General features: G+C 37.6%; 15 protein-coding genes, 1 rRNA gene and 1 riboswitch. Of the genes, 6 read left to right on the forward strand and 10 right to left on the reverse strand.

Annotated elements, in window-relative coordinates; translation table 11 throughout:
- Nucleotides 1-9 precede the first annotated feature (9 nt).
- Nucleotides 10-121, forward strand: a 5S ribosomal RNA gene (gene rrf / locus DHW03_RS14940).
- A 259-nt stretch (nt 122-380) separates the two neighbouring features.
- Nucleotides 381-2,090 (forward strand): S8 family peptidase, encoded by a 1,710-nt coding sequence (locus DHW03_RS14945; RefSeq protein ID WP_449577886.1) that lies wholly within the window; start codon nt 381-383, stop codon nt 2,088-2,090.
- A 13-nt stretch (nt 2,091-2,103) separates the two neighbouring features.
- On the opposite strand, the gene DHW03_RS14950 is transcribed toward DHW03_RS14945, so the two are convergent.
- The 4 genes from DHW03_RS14950 to DHW03_RS14965 all read right to left on the reverse strand — a co-directional run bounded on the left by DHW03_RS14950 (nt 2,104) and on the right by DHW03_RS14965 (nt 6,383).
- Nucleotides 2,104-2,877 carry a polysaccharide deacetylase family protein gene (locus DHW03_RS14950; protein WP_109926658.1) on the reverse strand — a complete coding sequence of 258 codons (774 nt, stop codon included), beginning with the start codon at nt 2,875-2,877 and terminating at the stop codon, nt 2,104-2,106.
- Nucleotides 2,877-3,809, reverse strand: coding sequence for a glycosyltransferase family 2 protein (locus tag DHW03_RS14955; protein WP_109926659.1), 933 nt, complete (start codon nt 3,807-3,809; stop codon nt 2,877-2,879). Before DHW03_RS14955 ends, DHW03_RS14950 begins: the two co-directional genes overlap by 1 nt.
- On the reverse strand, nt 3,806-4,990 hold the full coding sequence (locus DHW03_RS14960) for a glycosyltransferase family 87 protein (RefSeq protein ID WP_109926660.1): 1,185 nt from the start codon (nt 4,988-4,990) through the stop codon (nt 3,806-3,808). Before DHW03_RS14960 ends, DHW03_RS14955 begins: the two co-directional genes overlap by 4 nt.
- A gap of 127 nt (nt 4,991-5,117) precedes the next feature.
- Nucleotides 5,118-6,383, reverse strand: a complete 1,266-nt coding sequence (locus DHW03_RS14965) for a peroxiredoxin family protein (protein ID WP_109926661.1) — start codon at nt 6,381-6,383, stop codon at nt 5,118-5,120.
- 134 nt (nt 6,384-6,517) lie between these two features.
- Nucleotides 6,518-6,622, forward strand: a riboswitch (SAM riboswitch).
- Nucleotides 6,623-6,982: 360 nt separating this feature from the next.
- Between DHW03_RS14965 and DHW03_RS14970 the strand changes: the two genes are divergently transcribed.
- The gene (locus DHW03_RS14970; RefSeq protein WP_109926662.1) at nt 6,983-10,156 is read left to right on the forward strand and encodes a SusC/RagA family TonB-linked outer membrane protein; all 3,174 of its coding nucleotides are present in this window, start codon (nt 6,983-6,985) and stop codon (nt 10,154-10,156) included.
- A gap of 10 nt (nt 10,157-10,166) precedes the next feature.
- Nucleotides 10,167-11,600, forward strand: coding sequence for a SusD/RagB family nutrient-binding outer membrane lipoprotein (locus tag DHW03_RS14975; RefSeq protein ID WP_109926663.1), 1,434 nt, complete (start codon nt 10,167-10,169; stop codon nt 11,598-11,600).
- A 68-nt stretch (nt 11,601-11,668) separates the two neighbouring features.
- Here the strand turns inward: DHW03_RS14975 and DHW03_RS14980 are convergent, their stop codons facing one another.
- Both DHW03_RS14980 and DHW03_RS14985 read right to left on the reverse strand, forming a co-directional pair.
- Complete coding sequence (locus DHW03_RS14980; protein ID WP_240618553.1) at nt 11,669-13,168, reverse strand: DUF4394 domain-containing protein; 1,500 nt, start codon at nt 13,166-13,168, stop codon at nt 11,669-11,671.
- An 80-nt stretch (nt 13,169-13,248) separates the two neighbouring features.
- Nucleotides 13,249-13,569 (reverse strand): hypothetical protein, encoded by a 321-nt coding sequence (locus DHW03_RS14985; protein ID WP_109926665.1) that lies wholly within the window; start codon nt 13,567-13,569, stop codon nt 13,249-13,251.
- A 148-nt stretch (nt 13,570-13,717) separates the two neighbouring features.
- On the opposite strand from DHW03_RS14985, the gene DHW03_RS14990 reads away from it, so the two are divergent.
- Nucleotides 13,718-15,286, forward strand: a complete 1,569-nt coding sequence (locus tag DHW03_RS14990; RefSeq protein WP_240618554.1) for a DEAD/DEAH box helicase — start codon at nt 13,718-13,720, stop codon at nt 15,284-15,286.
- A 178-nt stretch (nt 15,287-15,464) separates the two neighbouring features.
- On the opposite strand, the gene DHW03_RS14995 is transcribed toward DHW03_RS14990, so the two are convergent.
- The 3 genes from DHW03_RS14995 to DHW03_RS15005 all read right to left on the reverse strand — a co-directional run bounded on the left by DHW03_RS14995 (nt 15,465) and on the right by DHW03_RS15005 (nt 20,435).
- Nucleotides 15,465-16,694, reverse strand: coding sequence for a cation:proton antiporter (locus DHW03_RS14995; protein WP_109926667.1), 1,230 nt, complete (start codon nt 16,692-16,694; stop codon nt 15,465-15,467).
- Nucleotides 16,695-18,385: 1,691 nt separating this feature from the next.
- Entirely contained in the window at nt 18,386-19,174 is a 789-nt protein-coding gene (locus DHW03_RS15000; RefSeq protein WP_109926668.1) for a glycosyltransferase, read from the reverse strand.
- Complete coding sequence (locus DHW03_RS15005) at nt 19,167-20,435, reverse strand: hypothetical protein (RefSeq protein WP_165825433.1); 1,269 nt, start codon at nt 20,433-20,435, stop codon at nt 19,167-19,169. Before DHW03_RS15005 ends, DHW03_RS15000 begins: the two co-directional genes overlap by 8 nt.
- Nucleotides 20,436-20,538: 103 nt before the next feature.
- Between DHW03_RS15005 and DHW03_RS15010 the strand changes: the two genes are divergently transcribed.
- On the forward strand, nt 20,539-21,831 hold the full coding sequence (locus DHW03_RS15010) for an HlyD family secretion protein (protein WP_109926670.1): 1,293 nt from the start codon (nt 20,539-20,541) through the stop codon (nt 21,829-21,831).
- A gap of 600 nt (nt 21,832-22,431) precedes the next feature.
- Here DHW03_RS15010 and DHW03_RS15015 read toward each other — a convergent pair.
- Entirely contained in the window at nt 22,432-24,618 is a 2,187-nt protein-coding gene (locus tag DHW03_RS15015) for a peptidase domain-containing ABC transporter (protein ID WP_109926671.1), read from the reverse strand.
- Nucleotides 24,619-24,621: the final 3 nt, after the last annotated feature.

Consider the following 24,621-nt stretch of genomic DNA (forward strand, 5'->3'; position numbering starts at 1 on the left):
TAAAAGCATTCAGGTGCCTATATCGGCGGTGTCCACCTCTTCCCATTCCGAACAGAGAAGTTAAGCCCGCCAGAGCCGATGGTACTGCGGTAACACGTGGGAGAGTAGGTCGGTGCCAGATCTTAAAAGAAACCCTGTAACTAACGTTGCAGGGTTTTCTTGTTTTATACCCTTTTTTTATTCCATACAGCTACTCTATCATATCTTAAATTCAACCAGATCTTTATCATCCTAGCGATAGATTGTCACCAGTGTTTGTTAAATTGTGCTAAATCATTCTAGCTGAATACAATAAAACCGTATAATTGCACTATTACGTAGATATCGTTATGATTAATGTGAATTTTAAAAAAATAATAGCTCTAAGCTTTCTTCTTTGTTTGCACACTTTAACATTTGCCCAAAGCAAGGATGTAAAGTTGCCCGCAAATTGGTTTAATCTTGATATGGTTGAAAATGGCTTCTTCGGCATCAGTACCGAAAAAGCCTATCGAGATTTGTTGAAAGATAAAAAACCCAAACAAAATATTATTGTTGCCGTGATCGATGGAGGTGTAGATATCGATCATCCAGATTTAAAAGAAGTGCTTTGGACCAACAAAAAGGAAATCCCTGGCAATGGTATTGATGATGATGGGAATGGATATGTTGATGATGTGCACGGCTGGAACTTTATTGGATCAAAGAAAGGCAACTTGCAGTTTGACAATTTAGAGTTGGTAAGACTGCTTAGAATCTATACGCCAAAGTACCAATCAACTACAAATTTAACGCCTCTTGATAGCACTCAGAAAGAGGAATTTAGACTATACAAGAAGATGGTAGGTGACTTTGGTAAAAAATATGAGGATGCCAGCAATACATTTTCAGTACTTATTGCCATTAATAAAGTATTAGATTCTGTAGCAAAAATCAATAATAAAAAAATGCCAAGCCTAGATGACCTAGACAATTATAAAGCAGATGATGAAACCGAAGAACAAGTAAAAACAATCATCAAAAAAGGCGCTAGAGAAGATGGGAGTTTCGAGAAGTTTTATAAGAACATTAAAGATGCCTACGAACAGTATGACGCCATGTTGAAATACAATCTGAACCCCAAGTATGATTTACGTGCGGAGCTTGTAGGAGATGATTATTCCGATCCTAATCAGAAAAACTATGGAAATGGAGATGTAAAAGGACCCGATGCACTGCATGGAACGCACGTTTCTGGCATCATTGGGGCCGATCGGTCAAATAATTTAGGTATTATGGGGGTAGCAAATCATGTGAGTATTATGGCGATTCGTGTGGTACCAACAGGCGATGAGCGTGATAAAGACGTTGCAAATGGCATTCGTTATGCTGTTGACAATGGTGCGAAAGTAATTAACATGAGTTTCGGCAAGGCGTATAAGTGGGATAAAAAGGTGGTTGATGAGGCCGTCAAATATGCAGAATCTAAAGGCGTATTGCTGGTTCATGCTGCCGGAAATGACAATCAAAATAATGACATTGAAGAAAATTATCCAAATAAATATTTTGATAGCCCAGAAGCCGAAGCATACAAATTGGATCATAAAAAGCCTGTAAAACCAGATTTCACTCCACCTAGGCCGATGCAAAATGGTATGGGTATGCGTTCTACTGCGGGCGGATCGTCAAATTTGAAGCCTATTCCTCTTGATTCAGCTAAGTTTAATTTGCCCCATGCTAGTAATTGGATTGAAGTTGGAGCAAGCTCCTATAAAGATGACGATAATTTGAAAGCTGACTTCTCGAACTATGGAAAGTATAATGTTGATGTTTTTGCTCCCGGATTTTTAATTAATTCTACTGTTCCTGATGGTAAATACGAAGATTTGGATGGTACAAGTATGGCATCGCCTGTTGTATCGGGTTTAGCTGCGTTAATTTTAAGTTATTACCCAACACTGAAACCAAATCAAGTTAGAGAGATTATCATGAAATCTGTTTCCAAAGTTTTACATAAAGTTAAATACAAAAATGAACGCAATGAGACGATTAGAGTGCCGTTTTCTGAACTTTGTGTAAGCGGTGGAATCGTAAATGCCTATAATGCCCTAAAGCTTGCGGAAACGTATTAGTAATACAATTCGGTTAAATGGTTTTGATGAAATCTCTAAAAGTTCCGAAGGGGTATTTTTTAGATTTCATCCATGAGATGAGCTTATCCATCCTTTGAATCATTTTATCGCCAGTATTTTTTCTTACATATCCAGGGAAGCCAAACCTTTCAAAATTATCCAAATCGGTAAACTCCCATGGGTGAAAGTAAATATTTAGGTAGTGGTCTTTCTTGTAAGTCCAGCTTGCAAGGGCTTTGTAAGCAACAAGTGGTAAGTTATGGAACGATAGCCAAAATAATGGGAATCGCACGAGTGGGCTTACGGAAGCAGGAATCTGCAATACATTTTCTTTTTTAAAAAATGTTCTGGAAACGTTAAAGTTATTATATCGGCCTGGTAAGTAGGTTGGGTTGATGGAGGTGTTATAGGCGTATCCGGCCTTGGCCACTTCTTTCTCATCAACAGGCATCATTCTGGCCATCCTATATCCTAAAATTTCTTTGCCTGAAAGTTCTTCGAGTTTAATTTTCGATTGCAACAAATGTTCTGGCTTAAAATCTGAGTGGTAATATCCGTGAGAGGCGAGTTCATGGCACGAATCTGTTATTCGCTTAATCAGATCTGGAATGTTCTCTGCGAAGGTTACGGTGCAAAAAAAAGTAGCCTTTACTTCATATTTGTCTAGGAGATTCAAAATCGCAATGGTGCCCGCCCTAGAAATTGCAATCTGATCTGAAAAGGAAATTTCTTTTCCATATTCAAAAGGCATGTCGAATTCTTCAATATCAAAACTTAGCAGAACCATTATTTATTTTGAATGTTGGTGGAACGGATGATGTAATTAGGTCTGTTTTTCGCTTGCATGAACATTTTGCCCACATATATGCCAATTATCCCTAAAATAATTAATTGCAATCCTCCGAAGAAAACGATTGTCATTAGCATAGATGCCCAGCCAGAAACTTCAACATTATTTACAAATGCATAAATTACATAAGGGATGTAAAGTACAGACGCAAAAGAAAAAATGAAGCCCAAGTAAACCGCAGAATATAAGGGTTTTATGCTAAACGATGTAACACCATGTAGCGCAAGGCGAAACATTTTCTTAACTGTGTATTTGCTTTTGCCAGAAAAGCGGGCGGCTGGGTTATATTTTATGGCATATTGTTTAAAGCCAAGCCATTTTACCAAGCCACGGAGAAAGGGTTCATTCTCGTGAAAGTTTCTAAAAATATTAACTACCTTTTGATCTAATAGTCTGAAATCTGCGGCACCTGGTTCCAAATCAATGTCAGAGAGCCAGTTTAGAAGCTTGTAAAATAGACTTGAAGAACTCCTTTTACCTTTGGACAATGCTTTATCCTCCTCGCGAATGGTGTAAACCACCTCAAAACCTTCTTCCCATTTCAATAACATTTCTGGAATCAATTCTGGAGGATGTTGCATGTCGCAATCCATCGAAATTACACAATCACCATAAGCATGATCCATGCCTGCTTTAACCGCTAACTGGTGACCGAAATTTTTAGAAAATTCAAGAAAGAAAATATTTTCACTTGTATTGGCGTATTCTTTTATTTTTTCGAGGGTATGATCTGCACTACCATCATCCACCAAAATGATTTCGTAATCATAGTGAATTGTTGAAAACACTTTTTTAATGCTTTCGGCAATAACGAAAATATTATCGGCTTCGTTGTAGGCGGGAATAACTATGGAGACTAATTTTTTCATTTATCGGCAATCAAATGGCGCTGAAAATCAACTGTCATCATTTGATAAATAAGGGTTAACCAAATGATTGTGCAAGGTAGGGCTTTAAGCGAATATAGACGAATAAATTCTTTAACCTGCCCCGGGAAAATATCCGTTGGGGATAAGCTGGTGAGTACAAAAGCGAAAACCAGCAACCCGATAATCCATCCATTTTTTGGGGAGGATTGAACCAGAAACCAAATGGCTACACCTGCGAAAGCGATGATGTAGGTTGGAGATTCTGACCCACTACTGAAGATTACGGTGAAAATTAAGGTTGAGGCCAATAACATTAATCTGAAGCCGATATGTTGATATTGCTTGATTCTTATGTAAGGTAAACCAAACAACACAATTCCCAAGAGTAAAAATGGTGTGTTTGGGATGGTGACATCTGCAGTTACCCGCCTAACAATTCCCATTAATGAAATGTCTTGAAAGGAGGTTAGCGAAGCATTTAAGTCGTTTTTGTGTGATAGTGAGCTGTACCAATCGTAGTAAGACTGCATGACGAAGTTGGGCGAGGAAATCAGCATGGGTAAAGCAAACAAAACGGCAAATGCCAACACTCCGCCTAAAATGAACTTTATCTTATTCTTGGTAAAGAAGAAAAAAGCCAACCCAACAATTCCATAGAGTTTAACCAATGTGCCAAAGGCGATGAAGAATGCCGACTGGACTTCTTTTTTCTTGATAAGATAGGAAAAGCCAAGCAGTATGGTTCCGGTTAGGGCGATGTTAAATTGAAAACTAAACAGTGCTGTTAGTGCTTCATGGGCGCAGATCCAAGCCATTAAAATTTGTTTTCTTAAGCTAAGTGGCAAGCTAAAAATGCCCCAAAGTAAAACAGCAACATTGGCCACGTTCCATAGGATCATTCCTAAACCATCGGGCAGGAGCGCGAAGGGTGCAACGAATAATGAAAAAACTGGACCATAATGATTGCTATCTAAATATTCGGAGTAATTAAGGTATAGATTTTGACTATCGACCGTATGCCAGTAAACGTATTTGTAAATGAGGTAGTTATTAAAACTGTGATGCGTGTATTGTTTGGCTCCAGCTATAAGGGCCAATAAAATGTACAAGCCAATAACAACCTCTTTTTTTAGAAGGAAGTTAGAGATTTTCTTGACTGTAGGGTTGTTAAAAATACGCATGAAATTAGTGCCGCAAGATAGCAATTTTTACAATCGGATACAGAAGACAATAAAATCCGCATCAACTAAATATGCCCCGAAAAATTCATTTCGAGGCATTTTCAATCCACTTAGTTAAGGGATAAACTTACTGTTTCAATAAGCCATCAATTTCATCATTAAATTCTTTTACAAAATCGGTATAATATTTTCCGGTTGCCGGACCGCTATATCCGGTATGAATTCGTGCCACCTCACCCTTTTTATTAATGATGATGGTGGTTGGGAAGGATAGAAAATTGCTAAGTGCTGGCAGAGATTTAGCCACCAATTGCTTATCTGGAGTACCTGCAATAACCTGATCGTATTCAATACCGAATTTTTCTCTAAATCTTGTCAAAACCTTTTTTACGTAAGCAGAATCCGTTTGCCTTTCATAATGAATGCCAATAACTTCTACGCCTCGATTTCGGTTTTCTTTGTACCAAGGTGCTATGAAAGAAGCTTCATCAACACAGTTGGGGCACCATGTGCCTGTTATGGTTAGAATTACAACCTTGTTTTTAAATTTTTCATCGCTTAGCGCTATTTTCTTTCCGTTAACATCAGGAAAAGAAAAGTCTAAAGTTTTGTATCCCTCCTTTAAGAATGTGAGTTTGTTGGCATCTGGAAGCGCGGCATTTTTATTTTGTGTACCAGTGAAGGGTTGGTTTCCCCTTGCCGAAACTACTTCGCCGTTCAATGTTCCATCTTTTGAAAATGTACCCTTGTAGTATGATGGAGAAGAACCAATAAAACTAGAGAGTGAAAAGTTATTGCCTTCTACGCTTCCTTCTAAATAACGAGAATCGCCCGTAATTCTTAAAAACGTTCCGGTTATTTTATTTCCGACTTGTTTAAATACACCCACAGCTTTTTCATCATTGCCGGTTTGAGATTTGAAAACCACATCATAGGTTCCAGAGAAATCTCCTGCGGGTGCAATGCCTTCTGGTTTAAATCTGTAAGTTTTGCCACGTTCTGCAACAACAGCGAGTGGTCTGCCAGATTGATCTTGTTTTCTGAGTACCCCTACGAGTGAATCGCCTGCTATTTTAAAGGCAAGCTCGTTATCAAACTGGTCTAACTTAACAAAAAGCGAGTCGGCAGTTTGAGTCACCTGGCCTCCAAGGAAACGTTCCTCGGCATTGAGGAACACCAAGTTTAGGTTGTTGGCATCTTTTCCGGCAATATCAAAATTAAAGGGAACTTCAACCCCTGGTTTTATTTTAAACGCTCCACGCCAATTACCCGCGGCAACAAATTTTTTATCGTTGACACCATAGTTAGACACTTGTTTGTTTTTTGTTTGGGCTTGGCTATTTTGAAAGAATAGGCTTAAGGCGACAATTGGCAATAAGAATTTTATGTTCATGGGGATGATTAATCTACTAAATTAGTCGTCAAATTTACGCATCATTAATGGCAACAAAAAATATTTTGAATAAAATCTACTAAAATTATAGACTATATATATTTTATACTATCTTTGCGCCAGTTATTTTAAAATACTTATCAAGAAAGGTGGAGGGAATGGCCCTATGAAACCTTAGCAACCGTCTTTAAATAGAAATGGTGCTAATTCCATCCCAAATTTTTTGGGGTAGTTAAGTCAGTTGAATGCAATAACATTTATGTTAATATCTGCAAGCACTTCTGATTTAAGGGGTGCTTTTTTACATAGAGCTTCGCCAGAAACCTGATTGATGAGTTATTAGTTGAAAATTAAATGTACATCCCATGGAAAAAACTAACGAGCCAAAATCATGCCCTTTGAAGAGTCAAAAATTTCATCACGAGAAGCTGATGTGTAGATTATTTATTCAAAAAGTTGGATAAGTATCTCGGGCTTTCTTAGCCCAAAATTAAACTCAATTTATGTATTTATAAAATCGCCTAAAAGTAGCGACATGGAATTGCTATGCCTTGATTTTATACGTGCGAAATCATTCATCATTCATTAAACATTTAAACATGCTTAAAAAATTCAAGCTCCCTGCAATTTTAATATTGTTGTTGCTTACTCAAATTGTGCAGGCTCAAAACATTGTTGTTTCTGGAGCGGTAAAATCATCTACTGGAGAAACCCTCCCAGGTGTTTCTGTATTGGTAAAAGGAACTAAACAAGCCGTAGTTACTGATGGAAGAGGGGCTTTTTCAATTTCCCTAGCGGGTAAAGGTACGCTCGTGTTCTCCTACATTGGATTTCCCTCTAGAGAAATTGAAGTTGATAGAAGCTCTAATGCTTTAGAGATTGTGTTGAAGGACGGCGAAAATGCCTTGGACGAGGTTGTGGTTACGGCACTCGGAATTTCTAGACAGAAAAAATCTTTGGGCTATGCCGTGCAAGAGCTTAAGGGAGAAAGCCTAGCTGAAGCTAAAGAAACGAACCTGGTAAATGCCTTAGCTGGTAAAATTGCTGGTGTTAGGGTTACGAATAGCCAGGGCGATATGGGTTCTTCTAGAGTGGTGATTCGGGGAGAAACTTCCATTTCTGGTAACAACCAGCCACTTTTTGTTGTAGATGGGATACCAGTTGATAACTCGCAACTCAACTCGGCAGGTGCAAGAGATTACGCCAATACAATTTCTGATATTAATCCAAATGATATTGAATCGATTAGCGTTTTAAAAGGACCGAACGCTGCTGCGCTTTACGGATCTAGAGCGGCTGCAGGGGTAATCATTATAAAAACAAAATCGGGTAAATCTAAAAAAGGTGTGGGTGTTACTTTAAACTCGAATGCGGTTCTAGAAACCTTACTTACGCTGCCGAAATATCAAAATGCTTTCGGACAGGGTTCTGAAGGTAAATTTAGTTATGTAGATGGTAAAGGTGCGGGTATAAATGATGGTGTGGATGAAAGTTGGGGGCCGAGATTGGATGGAAGATTGATTCCTCAGTTTTACTCAAAAGGTGTTGCGGTTCCATTCATTGCGCATCCAGATAATGTTAGAGATTTTTTCGAAACCGGTTACGCCTTAACCAATGGTGTTTCCATTGAAGATGCCAGTGATAAAATTGACTATAGATTATCTTATAACAATTTGAAACAGGTGGGCATTATCCCAAATTCTGGTCAGGGTAAAAATTCCTTTGCTCTAAATACTACTTTAAGGCTAACACCAAAGTTAACCATTTTAGCTAATGCAAATTATAGCAAACTGAGTTCGGATAATTTACCCGGCACAGGGGGTTCAAGATCAACCAGTACCATGTTGCAATTTACTTGGTTTGGTAGGCAAGTCGATATCAATCAGTTAAAGAATTACTTAGATGAGAATGGCAACACCTTTAACTGGAATAATAGCTACTACAGCAATCCATATTGGGTAGCTTACGAGAATACAGTTGCTCAAAACAGAAACCGCTTAATTGGAAGCATAGGGTTAAATTACAAAATTGTTGATGGCTTGGAATTTAATTTTCGATCGGGAACGGATTATTATAATGATCGCCGTAAAATTAAAATTGCCTATGGTACCAATGGTTCGCCATTTGGTTCTTATACCGAAAGTGCTTTTACTGTAAACGAAAATAATACCGATGCAACCTTAACCTATAACAAGCAACTGAATCAAGATTTTAGCTTAGAGGCATTATTAGGAAGCAATATCCGTTCTCGTTACATTGAGCAAAACGATCAAAGTGCACCACGTTTGGCTGTAGCAGGTTTATATACCTTAAGTAATTCTAGAGATCCGCTAACTTCTTCCAACAATTACAGTAAATTAAAATCTTACAGTGGATACGCTTCGGCGCAGATAGGTTTCAGAAATTACTTGTTTGCAAATATTACCGCACGTAACGATTGGTCATCTACTTTACCTGCTCAAAATAGGTCGTATTTTTATCCATCATTTAATGGAAGTTTGGTACTTACTGAAGCTTTTGATATCAAAGGTGAGGTGTTAGATTATGCAAAAATTAGAGGAGGTTGGTCTAAGGTGGGTAAAGATGCCGATCCTTACCGATTACAAAATACCTACGTTTTTGGTGCACCTTTTGGAACAAATCCACAACTAAGCGCCTCCACTACAGATTTGAATCCAGATTTAAAACCAGAAACCACTACATCTTCGGAACTTGGGGCAGAAGCGGTTCTGTTTAATAAAAGACTTCGTTTTGATTTAAGTGTGTATAACACCAATAGTTACAATCAGATTTTAAGTGTAGATGTAAGTCAGAGTACGGGATTTCGTTCGAAATTGCTTAACGCAGGCAAAATCAACAATAAAGGAATTGAGGTTCAATTGGGGGTTACACCGATAAAGAAACAGTTTACATGGGACATTGATGTAAATTATGCTGCCAATAGAAGTAAGGTGATTGAGCTTGATCAAGCAGGACTTTTACAAAACTACGTAGTGGCTACAAGTTCGGCACAGGTAATTGCGGCTGTAGGTCAGCCTTACGGTGCGCTTTTTGGTAATGCCTTTTTAAGAGATGGAAACGGCAATATTGTAGTTAATGCTACAGGGGCACCGCAAACTGATCCAAATAAAAAAGTATTGGGAAAATACACGCCAGATTGGATTGGTGGAATTTCAAATACCTTCAGCTACAAGGGCATTAGCCTAGGCGTTTTAGTTGATGCAAGTTTTGGAGGTTCTATCTACAATGGAACTTACGCAACAGGAACATACACTGGCGTTTTAGCCTCTACACTACCGGGTAGAGGTGCAGAGTACGGGGGAATATCGTACTACTATCCTGGTAACGTAAAGGCAAATGGAACGGTTAGGCTTGCAAATGGTGCAGCTGCACCAGCCGGGGTAACGGTGTATGATGATGGGATTATTTTTGATGGCGTAACTGCTGATGGCAAGCGTAATGAGAAAATTCTTCCGGCTCAAACCTATTATAAGTCTTTCAGAACAATCGATGAAGCCAATATTTTTGATGCTTCTTATGTGAAATTGCGTGAGGTAAAACTCAGTTACAATCTTCCATCAAAATGGATTCGCTCTTTAAGTCTTCAAGGGGTTTCGGTTTCGTTGGTTGGCCGTAATCTTTGGATCATCCACAGAAACGTAACAGACATCGATCCGGAAGTTGCATTTAATACGGGCAACGGACAAGGATTGGAAAGTCTTTCTAACCCAACCACTAGAACTTACGGCATCAACTTAAACGTCAAATTTTAACATTCCAATCATGAAAAAGAATAGCATATATTTAATCGCAGTTTTAGCATTGTCATTTGCATCTTGCAGTAAAGAGCTTGATCAAGTAAACATCAATCCGAATGCTACAGAAAATGCCCAGCCCGATTATTTGTTGACGGGTGCAATCAAAAACACCGTAGATGCCTATTGGGGTACAACAAATAATATGAATTCGAGCTTGCTTTTTACCCAACAATGGGCAAAAGTTCAATATACCGAAGAAGATCGTTTTATATATTCAAACAGCAGCTTTACATCACTTTGGTCAACGGCTTTCTCTCAGAGTATCACCAGTTTCAATAAAATTATCGAAATTGGTACTGCCACGAGTAATCCGAATTATACAGGGGTAGGCTTAACTTTGAGATCGTGGACTTTTTTATTGCTGACAGATGCTTATGGGGATATTCCATACAGCCAAGCAGGAAAATTAAACCAGTATATTACGCCTGCCTATGATAAGCAAAAAGATGTTTATTATGGCTTGCTTGCAGATTTAAAAACAGCTAAGACCACACTTGATCCAGCAGGAAAAACCATTGGTGGCGATATTATTTATAATGGAAACATTGCACGGTGGAAAAAACTGGCCAACTCCTTAAGGCTTAGAATTGCACTACGCATTGCGGATAGAGAGCCAGCAAAGGCCAAGCAAGTTTTGGATGAAATTAAGGCAGATGGAGATGTTTACATTAGCGACAATACAGATATTGCCCAATTAATTTATCAAATCTCTCCTCAACAAAATCCAGTGAGTGCACAATTTGATACGAGGGATGATTACCGAATCAGTAAAACTATTGTAGATAAGTTGTTTAGCCTTAACGACCCACGTTTGGCCATCTATGCAAGCAAAACTCAAACAGTTACACCACAGGAATATGTTGGTTTGCCGAATGGTTTAACAAACTCTGAAGCCAGTAATTTGGGTTTTGCACGAACATCAAAGCCAGGAGCTTACTTTCTTTTGCCACAGGCACCAGCTGTGATTTTCAGTTATGCCGAACTTTTATTTGATCGTGCAGAGGCGGCGGCAAGAGGTTTAACAACTGAAGATGCGGCAGATCTGTATCAACAGGCCGTTAAAGCATCTTTAAAACAATATGGCATTTCTGATGCTGCAACGAACACTTACGCCGCGCAAGCTTCGGTTCAGTATGATGCAACAAATTATAAAAAATCAATTGGTGAGCAAAAGTGGCTTGCACTTTTTGGGCAAGGTTTAGAAGCCTGGGCAGAAAGGCGTCGATTGGATTTTCCTCAACTTACAGCATCTGTTAATACGGTGTTGAATGGGCAGATCCCGGTGCGTTTTATTTATCCAGGAACGGAGCAATCTTTAAATTTACAGAGCTACAAAAATGCTGTTGCCAACCAAGGTGCAGATTTGTTGACTACAAAACTTTGGTTTGATGTAAATTAGGGCTGCATTCGTAATTCGTATTGAAATAAGCTATGGCCCTTAAGCCATAGCTTATTTTTTTAATGATTTTAGAAACCTAAGCCGAGGGTAAACCCACGTACTGCGGTTGTTATGGTTGCGCCAGCTGTTGCAGCGCCACTTGTTAAATTAACGGTGTATAATCTTTGCACACCAGCTACGGTGAATATGCCGTATGCGGTTCCGCTTGTTCCACCAATATCAAAGCCACTATTTGCTTCAACATTTATTCCAAGCGGGCCAACATCTACTAGAGTTCCCATGTTTGGTGGGTCTTGTTTGTATAGGCGGTTACCAAGATCATCTATATCAAACAGTACCGTTGTGGTAGCACCTGCAAAATTGTTGGTATAAGCCGAACCAGAAACTGTTGCAGTAGTTAAGGAAATGTTTCCATCTACAGTTAAAACACCATCAGCAGGATTTACCCTAAAGTTCTGACCATTATTTCCAACTATTCTTATTCTATCTACAGTTGGATTAAAATCAAAGCCAATCTGTGTAGCGCTTAATAAGGTAGTTAGTGGTCCAGTTCCAACCATTGTAGCCAAGCCAGACGATGCATTAATGCTGTAAATACGGCTAGTGCTGCCGAAGGCAAACAGTTGTCCGTTTAATGGTCTCATGTCTATACCTAAAATGCTTTCTCCAACTTGAATGCCTGTAATGGCTTTTGAAATTAGCGTTGGGTTACTAGAAGCCGGATTAAAAATTAACAATTCATTGTTGTTCGAAACGGCATAAGCTACTGGTTCTGTTGGAATAGCCACACCAACGATTTGAGTGCTTAAATTTCCAATTTTTGATGCCTTACCTGAGTTTAAGTCGATTGTAAACAAAGCGGAAGTTCCACCTGTGGTAAGTGCGGCAAGTGCAGCTGTTCCGTCAGGATTAATATCAAAACCACCAACTTCATCAACGTCGTAGCCAAGATTACCCACCTCTACAAGTTTGCCATCATTAGGCGGATCTTGTTTGTGCAATTTATCGTTAGCCGCATCAACATCAAAAAGTACGGTTGTTGTTGCACCGGCTTTATTCTGTGTGTAAGCAACTGATGACACCCTAGCGTTTGCAACGCCATTGATGCTGCCATCTGTTGCTGCTACGGTTCCAGTTTCAGGATTTAGTCGAAGGTTTTGGCCTGCGCTGGTAACCAAACGAATCCGATCTACTGTGGGATTAAAATCAAAGCCAACTGATGTTCCGTTTAATGCAGGCGTAAATGGGGCAGCAGAAATTGATCTCGCAGCACCAGTTTTATAATCAATTACATACAAACGACTTGAGCTTCCGATACCATAAAGTTGTCCGGTAGCAGGTCGGAAATCGATTCCTAAAATTGTTTCACCACTTTGTAAGCCAGAAAGGCTGATGGTGGATTTAATGGTTGATGGATTTTTAGCGTTGATGAGTAATAATTTACCATCAGATGTTAAAGCATAAAAATCTACATCTGGTCCTGGTGTAAGTACTTCTTGTTCAGGCAAATTTCTGTCTTTTTTGCAGGCAGAAAACAAAATTGGAGTTATAAGGGCGAATAAAGCCATTATAATAAAATGTTTAGTTTTTATCATGGTTTTTAAAATTATGTAAGAAATTGAAATGGTGATGGAGCGCTCGTTACGGCCTATTTGGGCGGTTGCTCTTGAACGGTGAGGTGGCAATAAGTTAGGTTGAAATGACCTTCAAATAGTTTGGCTTTGGAATCTGATAAATCTGCAAATTCGAAATTTGAGAATTTCGGAATTAATAAATCGGTCAGTTTAAGCTTTTCTCCAACTTGATCTTCTTCATCTGGAGTATCAGATTGATCAGCCTCATCATTGTCACTTTGCTTTAAAACCTCTATCGCTGATTTATGGAATGGAACGGCATAGGCAACAACTCTGCTCCCAAAAGAAATGAGCAGGATAAATACTATAAAAAACTTTTGGTAATTAAGCGCCATATGTTTTCCACTCTTTAAATGGATATTATTTGCACCTACGGAAATTGGTGATGATTAGATTTTTAATTACGTTTTTTTTATTGTGGAGTTTTAAAACGTGCTATGCAAAACCCAAATCTCTCCAGATTTTACTAAAAGGATTTTGAGTGTGCGCAAAACTTTCCGTGGTTTGCAAGGTTATAGGAATATGCAGGTCACATCCCAATCATCAGCGCCGATCCAAAAGAATAAACTTTATCCTTATCAGGAAAATGATATTCAAACCATCTTTGAAAAACTAAGAAGTGGCGGCGCCAATTATCGTTTGCTCTATCAACTGCCTACAGGTGGGGGAAAGACAATTATCTTCTCCGAAATTGCAGAACGCTACGTTGCAGCCTACGGTAAAAAGGTGATTGTACTTACGCACAGGCGCGAACTTTGTAAGCAAACGTCAAATGCGCTTAAGGGTACGGGTTTAAATAATAAGGTGATTAATAGTGCTGTAAAAAGGGTTCCAAAAAAAGAGCTATTTGCATGTTATGTGGCCATGGTAGAAACCTTAAAAAACCGCATAAATGATGGCCTTATTGATACCGAGAGTGTTGGCCTAGTGATTATTGATGAAGCGCACCACAATTCTTTTCATAAATTGCTGGGTAAATTTCCCAATGCATCAGTTATCGGGGTTACTGCAACGCCTTTCTCAGCAGACGTAAATCTTCCAATGAAGCAGTTCTATCATGAACTTGTGGTAGGTGAGCCTATAGGAGCCCTCATTGAGCAAGGATTTTTAGCAAAACCAAAAGCCTATAGTTATGATGTTGAACTCAATACCTTGACCAGAGGAATCCATGGCGACTTTACGGTAAGAAGTTCAGACGAACTTTATTCCTCCCCAGCCATGCTTGATCTTCTGCTTCATGCTTATCGGGAACACTCGTTGGGAAAAAAAACGCTCATATTTAACAATGGGATATTTACATCCAGAAAAGTGCATGATTCTTTTTCGGCTGCGGGTTTCCCCATTCGGCACCTTGATAATAAAACAGATGCTGCGGAGCGGGAGGAAATATTGCGGTGGTTTAAGAAGACCAAAGGCGCCATACTTACATCTGTATCCATCCTTACAACAGGTTTCGACGAGCCTTCGGTGCAATCCATCATTCTCAATCGTGCCACAACCTCACTTACGCTATATCATCAAATGATTGGCAGAGGAGCGAGAAAGTTGCCAGGCAAAAAAAGATTTAACATCATCGATCTTGGAAATAATGCTGAGCGATTTGGTGGATGGGATGAGCCAATTGATTGGCAACATATTTTTGAAAATCCAGACATCTATCATCAAACTTTACATAAAGCTGCGGAAGACATCCACCAAATGCCTGTAGAAATGCGGACCAGGTTTTCAAATAGTTCTCGAATATCCTTTGATGTGCCATCAGCTTATCAGTCGGCGATGGAAATGGGCAAAAAAGCGAAAACAGTATTGAGTGATTCGATACGCCAGCATGCATTGATGTGTATTGACAATGCGGATTCAGTTGGCCATGCAATCGATTTGCTAGAAGAATTAGACAAAGAAATTAATTGGCGTATAAAACAGTATGGCAAGTGCCTAGGTTCGGTAACCAAGAACTATTTACAATGGTTAGGAGAAGATTACCGGAGCCGTGTAAAAACCATGATTAGCAAAGTTATGGCTAAAAGGATGGTACTGCGTACAGCGGTATAGTGATTGGCTGCAATTCATTACAAGTAAGCTTTAGGAATTCTTTGATCCTAAATAAGCGTTATATTCTCCGCACGATATGCAGAGAATAAGCGTTCTATTCTCCGCATGGCTTATTCAATGGCGAGTTGATACCAGTATAATCACCTGCTATATGCGGTTTGCTCATTTGATATATGTCTCAATTATTCTTATTGCTGCTAAGACGCTCCATTATACTCGTTGCGGTTAACCCATGGAGAACGATTGAAATCAAGATTGTTAGTGATACAACTGCCCACAGTACATCCTGCTGATCAAATCTTACTTCGCCAAATGCAAAGGCTAAATAATATATCGACCCCATGCCGCGAATGCCGAAAAAACTGATTGCAAGTTTCTCTTTTAAAGGCGTTGAACTTCCTAAAAGGGACAAATATGAGGTCAAAGGTCTTACCAAAACAACAAATGCTACCGATACAAGCGCCATTTTTAGGGTGAGGGGAGCAAGTACACCACCAACCAATGAGCCTCCAAAAAAGATGAGCAGTACGGCCAAAAGCATTCTTTCCATTTGATCGGTAAAGGAATGGAGTTGCTGATGATACTCATGGCCTTTTTCATAATGTCTTAATGTTAGTCCCGCAACAAATACCGCAATGAAACCATAGGCATGAAATGATTCGGCGATGGCATAGGCAATAAGTGTAAGGGAAACCGCAAGAAAACCATCCGAAGCCTTTAACAAGCGATATTTTTCAGAAATTGAGAATACCAGATATCCCACAAGCTTGCCACAAAGCCATCCTATGATTAGGCCTCCCGCAATTTTATAAAAAAGGTAATACCAGGTCCAGTGCCACATGGTGGAAGTGCTGATACCCTGAGATGCCACAACTATGGCCAACCATGTAAATGGAAATGCCATTCCGTCATTAAGGCCAGCCTCCGAAGTTAGTGCAAAACGGGGTTCCGACTTACCACGTTCATTGGGTGGCCCAACCTGTACATCGGCAGCAAGAACGGGATCTGTGGGTGCAAGAACCGCCGCAAGCAATAGGGCAGCCGCAAGGGGAAGTCCTAAAATAAAAACACCCAGCAATGCAGAAACGAGTATCGCCAGGATCATTGCAATGAGAATTAGCCTAAGTGGGGTAGCCCACCTCCTGAACGAGAAACTTCTGTCAATCTTTATGGCTGTACCCATCAACGAAATGATCACGATTAATTCGGTGAGGTGAAGCACCAAGCTGTTATCTTTTTGTGGGAGGGGAGCGGGCAGGGCTGTTGGCCATATTAGGTAGATTAACACGCCAATGCCAACATAGATAATCGAATAGGATATTCCAATTTTTTTGGCCATGGAGGGGATGAAGCCCATACCAATACTGGCAATTCCCGCAATTAGCATTAAAACGATATATTGGTTCATCTTTAGAATTCTTTTAATTTATAAAACCGCGACATCTTGCGACACATGCGAACAGCTATTGTGTCTTGGTCTTAGCTATGACAAATAAAACTTGCCGAGTCCATTCAAAACAAACTTACCGTAAAAAGTTGCCTGTGGATAGATCAGCATAGATTCGATAATTACTGCGTCTGCGTAAAATTCAGCCCAATGGGAGGAATGATGATGGTGAAAATGAGCACAAAGTGTACCTGGCACATTGTCGTTTTCTATTGCCTGTATCTTTGGCTGAGCTTAATTGTTTCCGTTACTATTCTATATCCATTTTCCAGTCAAAATTTTCTCTTTCTGCATATTCTTCAAATGAAATTTGCGCTAAACTTGGAGCGATGACTGGCCATGTTGTAAACATTTACATTGATAAACTGTTTGAAATATATCTGCTTTGGATAAAAGGCTTATCATAAAGGCCAAAAAGTTACAAAACTTCCGAGCTTTGCTAGCCATTCTTTTTTCATCCTGTACGGTGTAATGTCATTCGTCGTTGTGATTACAGCCAATATGTACCCACGTTATTTTGCCCCTCGCTGGGCGCAAGTGTCGCGTGTGCAACCTTGCTGTTGTTTTATGAACAAATGGATTTGACATTTTGACCAGCCATTTTTTTTGAATGTTAAATTTTTTTAAAATCAATCAAAAACGAATGCGGGGGAACTTGCGATAAGTAAGGCTAATTAAACAAAAAAAGCCCATCTTTCGATGAGCTTTTAACTAGTAGCCCTTACTGGACAAATTTCGAACTTTTTCTTGTCTGATTTGCAGGAATTAACGAAAGTTGCAAATCATTTTAAAATTTAAAGGTAGCATACTGGACAATTTTCGAACTCAAAATTAAGCCATTTGATATGTTACATGAGAGACATGTTTGACGAAACTGCCACTCGACTTAGTACCTTGCTGTAGAGTCAATCGGCAGAAAATCGAACTTTTATGAACATTGTGAGGCAATAGTAAATTTTGAAAAAGTGGTCAATAATAAGATTGAGCGGCAGTATAGAAAAAAGAGAAATGCTCAACCGAAATAATCAATATCAATTCAAATTTTTTGTCTTAACAATTGCCAGTAATATGAAGGCTATTTTCATATTACCGGAATCTTAATTAATGTATCTTAAAAATATCTGACGAAAAAAATCTCTAATATAATACTGCAATTCCTGTGTATAATTAAAGGGAAAATGAAAGCATTCGATATTGTCATTTTTATTGGTTGCATCAATTCATTTTGGAGCAAATTGATAGATTGTAAAAATTGAAATCATCTCTTTAATTTCTTCACTTTTAGTTTTGCCAATCTTGCTCGAAACACATTCACTCAAATTGCGTAAGAATTGATAACTTGATGCGAATCCCCACCTAATTACCCTTTGTTCATATTTGTAGAATGATAATTCTTTTAATTTTAATTCTATTGATTATGGCTTGTCTAAGATATATTGGTACACGATTTTGGTAAAATATTGTTAAAAAGCTTCTTACAATAAATTTAAGTTTGGTTAAGCCAATTTTCGCCTCTACGCTAATGGCAAAGAGCAAAAAAATGGAAAACTAACCTAAAATTCTAGTATTATAACTCAAAAACGACAAGTAAAATCAGGACGATTCAGGTCAAGTATTTTGGGTAATCCACCTTATAATTAAATGGGTAGGGACTAATCAATTTCCAAATCGAGTTTTTTTTTTCTATAGTCAAAGATTATCTCGTCGAAATCTTTCCCCCAGTTACGTTGTTCTAAATTTTTGGAACTTGGCCTTTGTGAATATTGGTAAGTGTAATCAGGAATTTCTCTAGATTTTTGATTTCTATTAACAATTTCTGAAGGGGATCCATCGAAATGAATCAAGATCGCATCATCAACATATATTTTCTTATATCCATAGAATTCAAGCTTATGCCTGATTTGATCATCCTCACCTCCCCAATTATCAAATTCCTCCTGGTAGCATCCCACGTTGATAAGGTGAGATTTTTTAACCATAATGCTCCCATAGGATAAGCCCATGTTACTATTTAAGGAAAAGTCACCATAGGTATTAAAATAAACTTTTCCTACGGCAAATGATGCCTCATAGAATTCAACTACAACTCTTAGCCTGAAAATGGCATCTGTTTCAAAATAACTTTCCGGGCTACATACCATAGTATATTTCTTTGATGCATTTTTAATTCCAACATTTATTGCTCGCGAAGGATTTCTCCAAGGATGCTCATTTCTGTTTAAGATAATTATCCAGTTAATCAAGGGATAGCATTTTATCAAGTCCAGTACCTGCTTTTTTTGACTGGGTTCATCAAGGACAATAATCACTTCGATACCATTCCTGCTAAACAAATTTGCATTTAAAGGAAGTATTCTTGAGAATGCATCAAATTTCCTATAAAAAGGCATAATAATGCTCAGATTAAAATCCTTAAGAATGTCAGTGAAATACTTACCCATATTTAAAAAGGGTATTTGGCGTCAAATCAACTATACTGTTCTCCCATAATTGGATTAAAAAATCATTTATATCTTCCCTTTCGAAATCGGGTGTCAACTCATGCAATTTTGCTACTGTAATTGATTGGCCACACTTTGAAAAGATCTGATATTCGTCGTCATTTAAGGTCCCAATTAACCTGCCTGTAATATTATTAATAATAATATGTTCCTGACCGTAACATATGCTTTTAATATAACTGTTGACTTTTATTGAAAGTGAATCAAAAATAACGGGATCTAGGATTGAATGCCTCTTTCGAATCGTATAGTCTAATACATCTAAAATTTTCTTTATGCTTATTTCATTAGAATCTCCAAATAACTCTTCAACTTTATCTGGATTCACCAGTGCTAATCCATTCTTATTATGTAATTCTATTTTCTCAATAGCATCCGAGAACAAAATTTCTAGTAGCTTAACAGGAACTTCCTCGCCTAATATACCCCCAATTCGGCCTTTAAATCCTGTTCTATAATAATGTTCAAGATTTTCCGACTCAACTATGCCGCCTAATCCATGACTCCCCACCACAAATGCGGGAACATGCATGACGATTGCCCGAGCAATACCATTATCACTGCCGATAAACAGATCATAATCTGTAATATTTTGGCTCTCATTCGAATTGAGGGGATAGAAGTTAATGTTTTCATTATAAAAGCCTTTTAACATGAATTCATTTAATTCTTTTGTAAAAATATCTAACTGATATGAGGGGTTATGGTTGAATATTTTAATAACTTTTTTTGCCGTTAATAATTCTTCATTCCCAATATCATATCGAATTTTCATAACCTTATCACTGGTTTGAGCATGTTTTAGACCTGAAGTTTTATGAATAAAATTCAAAGGAATAACACTGATTAATTCTATTGGGGTACCCCAAAAAGAATGGCTTTCAACATTCCCATTAACCATTATAATTTTGTTTAGATACGGGAGAGTTGGAGGAAGATTCCTGCCATTTTCATCGTTGCAAATATAAATTATTGATTGATTGATCTTTATCTTACGATGAAGCTGAAATAAGGTTTCAGGGTTAAAAACGATCATTATACTAGCTGTCGATTGGTGTAGACCTGTGTTCAATGAGCTAATAGTTTCAAAATTAAAGCTAAAATTATAGTCTGAGTGATAGATCGGACTAATAAAAAGGTTATAGAAATCATTGGCATATTCTATCGAGTTTTCATTTGCAATAATTAATATAGATATCATTTTCATATTAGTGCCAAAAAGCTTAAATTACAGTTCCTATTTATTCCCCCAATCTATATAAAAATAAACAATTTTTTAATATTTTAATCAGCAGAGACTTACAATGCCAGAAAAAAGAGATAACGAAGATGTCAATGAAGTTTCTGAAGAAATAAATGAAATTATTGGCAAAATACCAAATAGGGTTTTCGCGCGTACAACTTATTTCGTTTTAGTTATCCTAATTCTTTTCCTTATATCCGCATATTTCATTCAGTATCCTCAAAAAATGTCGGGCGATATCACTGTTTTCAATTCATCGCGACCCCTAAAAATCATTTGCCAAGAAAATGGTCAAATTGCTAAAATATTCGTACGTGACGGAGAATACGTGAACGCAGGAGAGCCACTTGCTTTAATTGATAATGCGACAAGTCATGAAAGCGTTGTCTATCTTAAAAAGATGAGTAGTAATTACAGTTATGTGTTTAAAAACATTGATGCTATTATCGCAAATGATAACATTCCTTTATCTTTCGGTGAAATGCAATCCGAATATAATGCGTTAATAAATAATCTGGTAAGCTTTAAAGAACTGACAAACCCAATAAATAAAATTAAACTTAACAATCTTTACAGTATTAAAAAACGGAATGATAGTATCAATAAAATTTTGCGTCTTCACTCAATAGCCAATTTGAACGAATTTTCCAAAGAATCACAAAGATTGAAGGATTATACAAAACTTTTTGAATCTGGTGTCATCTCTAAGCATGAATATTATAATGCAGTTGCCAATCAATTCAGCTCAAGGACGCAAGTCGATAATAATGACAAGGAAATTGTACAACAAAACTTGGGCACGTTAAGGGCCATTCAGGATGTCAATGATTATATTCATCACTTATCTACAGAAAAAGAAAGACTATACCATGAGATATATGCGAATATTAGAAATATCGAGGTATTCATCAGAAATTGGGATCAAAAATATGTAATTAAAGCACTTAAAAGCGGTAAAATCAGTTTTTTAAATCTTATCAATGAGGGACAATATTTTAGAACCGGGGATGAGTTGCTTGCAATCTTAACTCCCAATCAAGGTATAGTTGGTATTGCAAATATTTCAATCGAGGGCGCCGGAAATATTGAAATAGGGCAAAGAGCTAGAGTAAACCTCAAAAAATATCCTTACTATGAGTACGGTTTTCTTGAAGGAAGTGTCGGGAAAATAAGTGTTGTAACCAATAACAATCTCTATAAATTGACCATAGCTATCGAAAGTGTTGAACTAAAAAAGTTGGAGGAAAAGTTGAAGGACGAACAGGAAGCCGTTGGTGAAGTAGAAATAATTACAAAAGAATACACTCTATTTGATAGATTATTTATGAATATCTATCAAACTTTTGAAAAGTAGGAAACTTAGCTTTTTGTAAAAATGATGCATTGAAGATTTATGCCCACTGGTTATATCTTTGATGATACTTGCGGGTAAATAATTTCGTGAATTTCCGATGGAACATCAAGGAAGCTTATAAACATGACAACTATTAGCCACCCAATGGTGGCATATGCTATGTGGCTCGTCACATCTTTTTTTTTAAAGCATTTAAATTTCCATGTCCACATTTCTCTTAAAGTAGTATCAATATGCTCATGCCAGCGCTGAACACCATGATATTTTCAATATACATAGTTACCGATCTGATAGAAAATGGGCAGCTCCTCTGAACCTTTTCTTCTTCATGGGCTTGATGATTGTAGAGTTATCCCATGAACAGGTACTGAACGAGATATTAAACATTACCGAGAGCACTAGGAAAACAGTTCTTTGAAATTAATTATTCACCTACAATTCTCGCATCAAAGTTCTGACTTTCTCAACTCACTTTAGAATTACACACATCTTTTTTCCTTACACAGCATTCAGTATACTTCCCTCAAAATTTAAGATCTTTCTTAAGAAAGAGATCTTATGGGCTTTGCTAAATAGTTTCTTTACAGGACCAACATTAAACTAAGCATTTCCGATTTGATTGCTGATTAGTTGACAATAGTTTCCTTTTAAACCTAAAAGTTCATGATGCGTTCCAACCTCCAGAATTTTACCCTTGCTCATTACTACAATTTGATCTGCATTTTTAATTGTACTCAATCTATGTGCGATAACGAGTACAGTTTTACCGTTAAAAATATTCCTTAGATTGCCAGAAATCTCACTCTCGTTATTTGCATCTAATGAACTGGTTGCTTCATCCAAAAAAAGGTAACTTGGTAAATCGTATAGGGCCCTGGCAATTAAAATTCTCTGCTGTTGACCGCCACTAATTCCAACTCCATCCATACCAATATTTGTCTTGAATTTATTTGGCATTTTATTGATGAAATCTAGAATATTTGCTGCAGATGCGGCTTTTTTGAGTTTTTCTTTATTTGGAAGGTCATCACTCATTGCAATGTTATTCTCTACAGAATCATTAAATAAATAACCATTCTGCATAACCGCCCCGCAAATTTTACGCCAGGATCGGATGGAGAGATCGCTCAGGTTAATATCTCCGATAAAGATTTTTCCCTTTTGCGGTGTATAATAGCCCAAGATAAGCTTTAACAGTGTAGTTTTGCCACCTCCACTTTCGCCAACAATTGCTGTAACCTTACCATTGGGAATCGTTAACGTAACGTTCTCTAAAACATTTTCCTCTCCACCTACATATCTAAAACTGATATTGGACAATTTAATGTCGGCTCGGGCTTCAATAATTGTTGGTGAACCATTATCCTCAGATTCTTTATCGTGCACCTCGCTCAACCGATCGATACTAATTTTTGACTCCTGAAGCATTCTGATTAAACTTACATACTGCATCAAAGGTGAGTTCACCTGAGCGAGCATGTAAGTAACTGCCATCATCATGCCCAAAGTCATCTCACCTTTAACAACTAATGTGGCTGAAGTAACGCTTAATGAAATATTTTTGATTTGATTGATTAGGTTAGATCCAGTTACCTGAATCTGATCATAGTACAAGGATTCTCTTCTTATGGTGAAAAGTTTTGCCTGGAGCCTTTCCCACTTCCACCTTTTTTTCCGTTCAGCGTTAAAAAGTTTGATTTCTTGCATACCGGTAACAATGTCTATCAGTGAAGACTGCTCTTCTTTGCTTCTGTTAAAATTTTTGTAATCAAGATCTTTTCTTTTTTTTAAGAAAATTACGACCCATCCAATATAGATGAGCGTCCCGATTATATTAATAAAAAATATTTTGTAGTTATATAGAATGAGGATAATGCTAAAAACAATGAAGTTAAATGTAGCAAGGAGGATAGAAATTGGCGTGGTACTAATCAGTGACTGGATTCTTGAATTATCTCTGATCCTTTGCAGGATATCTCCTTTCATTCTATTCTCGAAGTAGGAAATGGGTAGGCTCATCAATTTTATAAAAAAGCTTGATAAAATATTGATACTTAACGATGACCCAAGGTAGAGTAACATCCAACTTCGAAACATTTCAATGATACTGCTTATTAGAAATAATACGACCTGAAAAATTAAAAGAATATAAATGAACTTGATATCTTTGTTGAGTATACCAATATCCACCATGTTCTTACTAATCAGTGGTGAGATCAACCCTAAAATGGCCGTAATTAACAAACTTAGACCAATTTGATACAACAATTTTTTATTGAACAAAGCATGCTTGAAATAATAGGTCAAGCTTAGTTTAGTTGGCTGATGATATTCATTGATTGAACTTCCTAATTCTGGTGTAGGTTCGCATAAAAGGACATTTCCCACTACCTCTTTTTTAATAGAGATATAACGTTTCCATCCGTCAAGGAAATCTTCCTTAGAATAATTAATCAACCCATGAGCAGGATCGGACGTATATACTTTTTTATTTGTTATTTTATAAACTACAATAAAATGATGTCTGTTCCAGTGGCATATACAGGGCAAATTTACTTCATCTTTTAACTGATCAAACTTCAACTCTAATCCAGCTGTTCTAAAGCCTATCTTTTCCGCAGCCTCACTTAAATGAAAAAAGGTTGTTCCCTCCCTCGTAGTTTCACACATCTCGTTTAAGAGGTGGGAGCTATAAGAGATTTTGTAATACTTTAGAATAATCTTAAGGCAGGTAGCGCCACAATCTTTCTTATCCTTTTGCTTATAATTAGGGAAACTTAAAGACATTGC

Origin of the sequence: Pedobacter yonginensis (genome assembly GCF_003173595.1) — a bacterium.
Lineage (GTDB): Bacteria > Bacteroidota > Bacteroidia > Sphingobacteriales > Sphingobacteriaceae > Pedobacter > Pedobacter yonginense.

Excerpts from the sequence above, each read along its gene's own strand:
- DHW03_RS14965 (WP_109926661.1), bottom strand. The coding sequence starts at position 6,383 with ATGAACATAAAATTCTTATTGCCAATTGTCGCCTTAAGCCTATTCTTT.
- DHW03_RS15015 (WP_109926671.1), bottom strand. The coding sequence starts at position 24,618 with ATGTCTTTAAGTTTCCCTAATTATAAGCAAAAGGATAAGAAAGATTGT.
- DHW03_RS15000 (WP_109926668.1), bottom strand. The coding sequence starts at position 19,174 with ATGGGTAAGTATTTCACTGACATTCTTAAGGATTTTAATCTGAGCATT.
- DHW03_RS14960 (WP_109926660.1), bottom strand. The coding sequence starts at position 4,990 with ATGCGTATTTTTAACAACCCTACAGTCAAGAAAATCTCTAACTTCCTT.
- DHW03_RS14985 (WP_109926665.1), bottom strand. The coding sequence starts at position 13,569 with ATGGCGCTTAATTACCAAAAGTTTTTTATAGTATTTATCCTGCTCATT.
- DHW03_RS14995 (WP_109926667.1), bottom strand. The coding sequence starts at position 16,694 with ATGAACCAATATATCGTTTTAATGCTAATTGCGGGAATTGCCAGTATT.
- DHW03_RS14950 (WP_109926658.1), bottom strand. The coding sequence starts at position 2,877 with ATGGTTCTGCTAAGTTTTGATATTGAAGAATTCGACATGCCTTTTGAA.
- DHW03_RS15005 (WP_165825433.1), bottom strand. The coding sequence starts at position 20,435 with ATGATATCTATATTAATTATTGCAAATGAAAACTCGATAGAATATGCC.
- DHW03_RS14970 (WP_109926662.1), top strand. The coding sequence starts at position 6,983 with ATGCTTAAAAAATTCAAGCTCCCTGCAATTTTAATATTGTTGTTGCTT.
- DHW03_RS14980 (WP_240618553.1), bottom strand. The coding sequence starts at position 13,168 with ATGGCTTTATTCGCCCTTATAACTCCAATTTTGTTTTCTGCCTGCAAA.
- DHW03_RS14975 (WP_109926663.1), top strand. The coding sequence starts at position 10,167 with ATGAAAAAGAATAGCATATATTTAATCGCAGTTTTAGCATTGTCATTT.
- DHW03_RS14955 (WP_109926659.1), bottom strand. The coding sequence starts at position 3,809 with ATGAAAAAATTAGTCTCCATAGTTATTCCCGCCTACAACGAAGCCGAT.
- DHW03_RS15010 (WP_109926670.1), top strand. The coding sequence starts at position 20,539 with ATGCCAGAAAAAAGAGATAACGAAGATGTCAATGAAGTTTCTGAAGAA.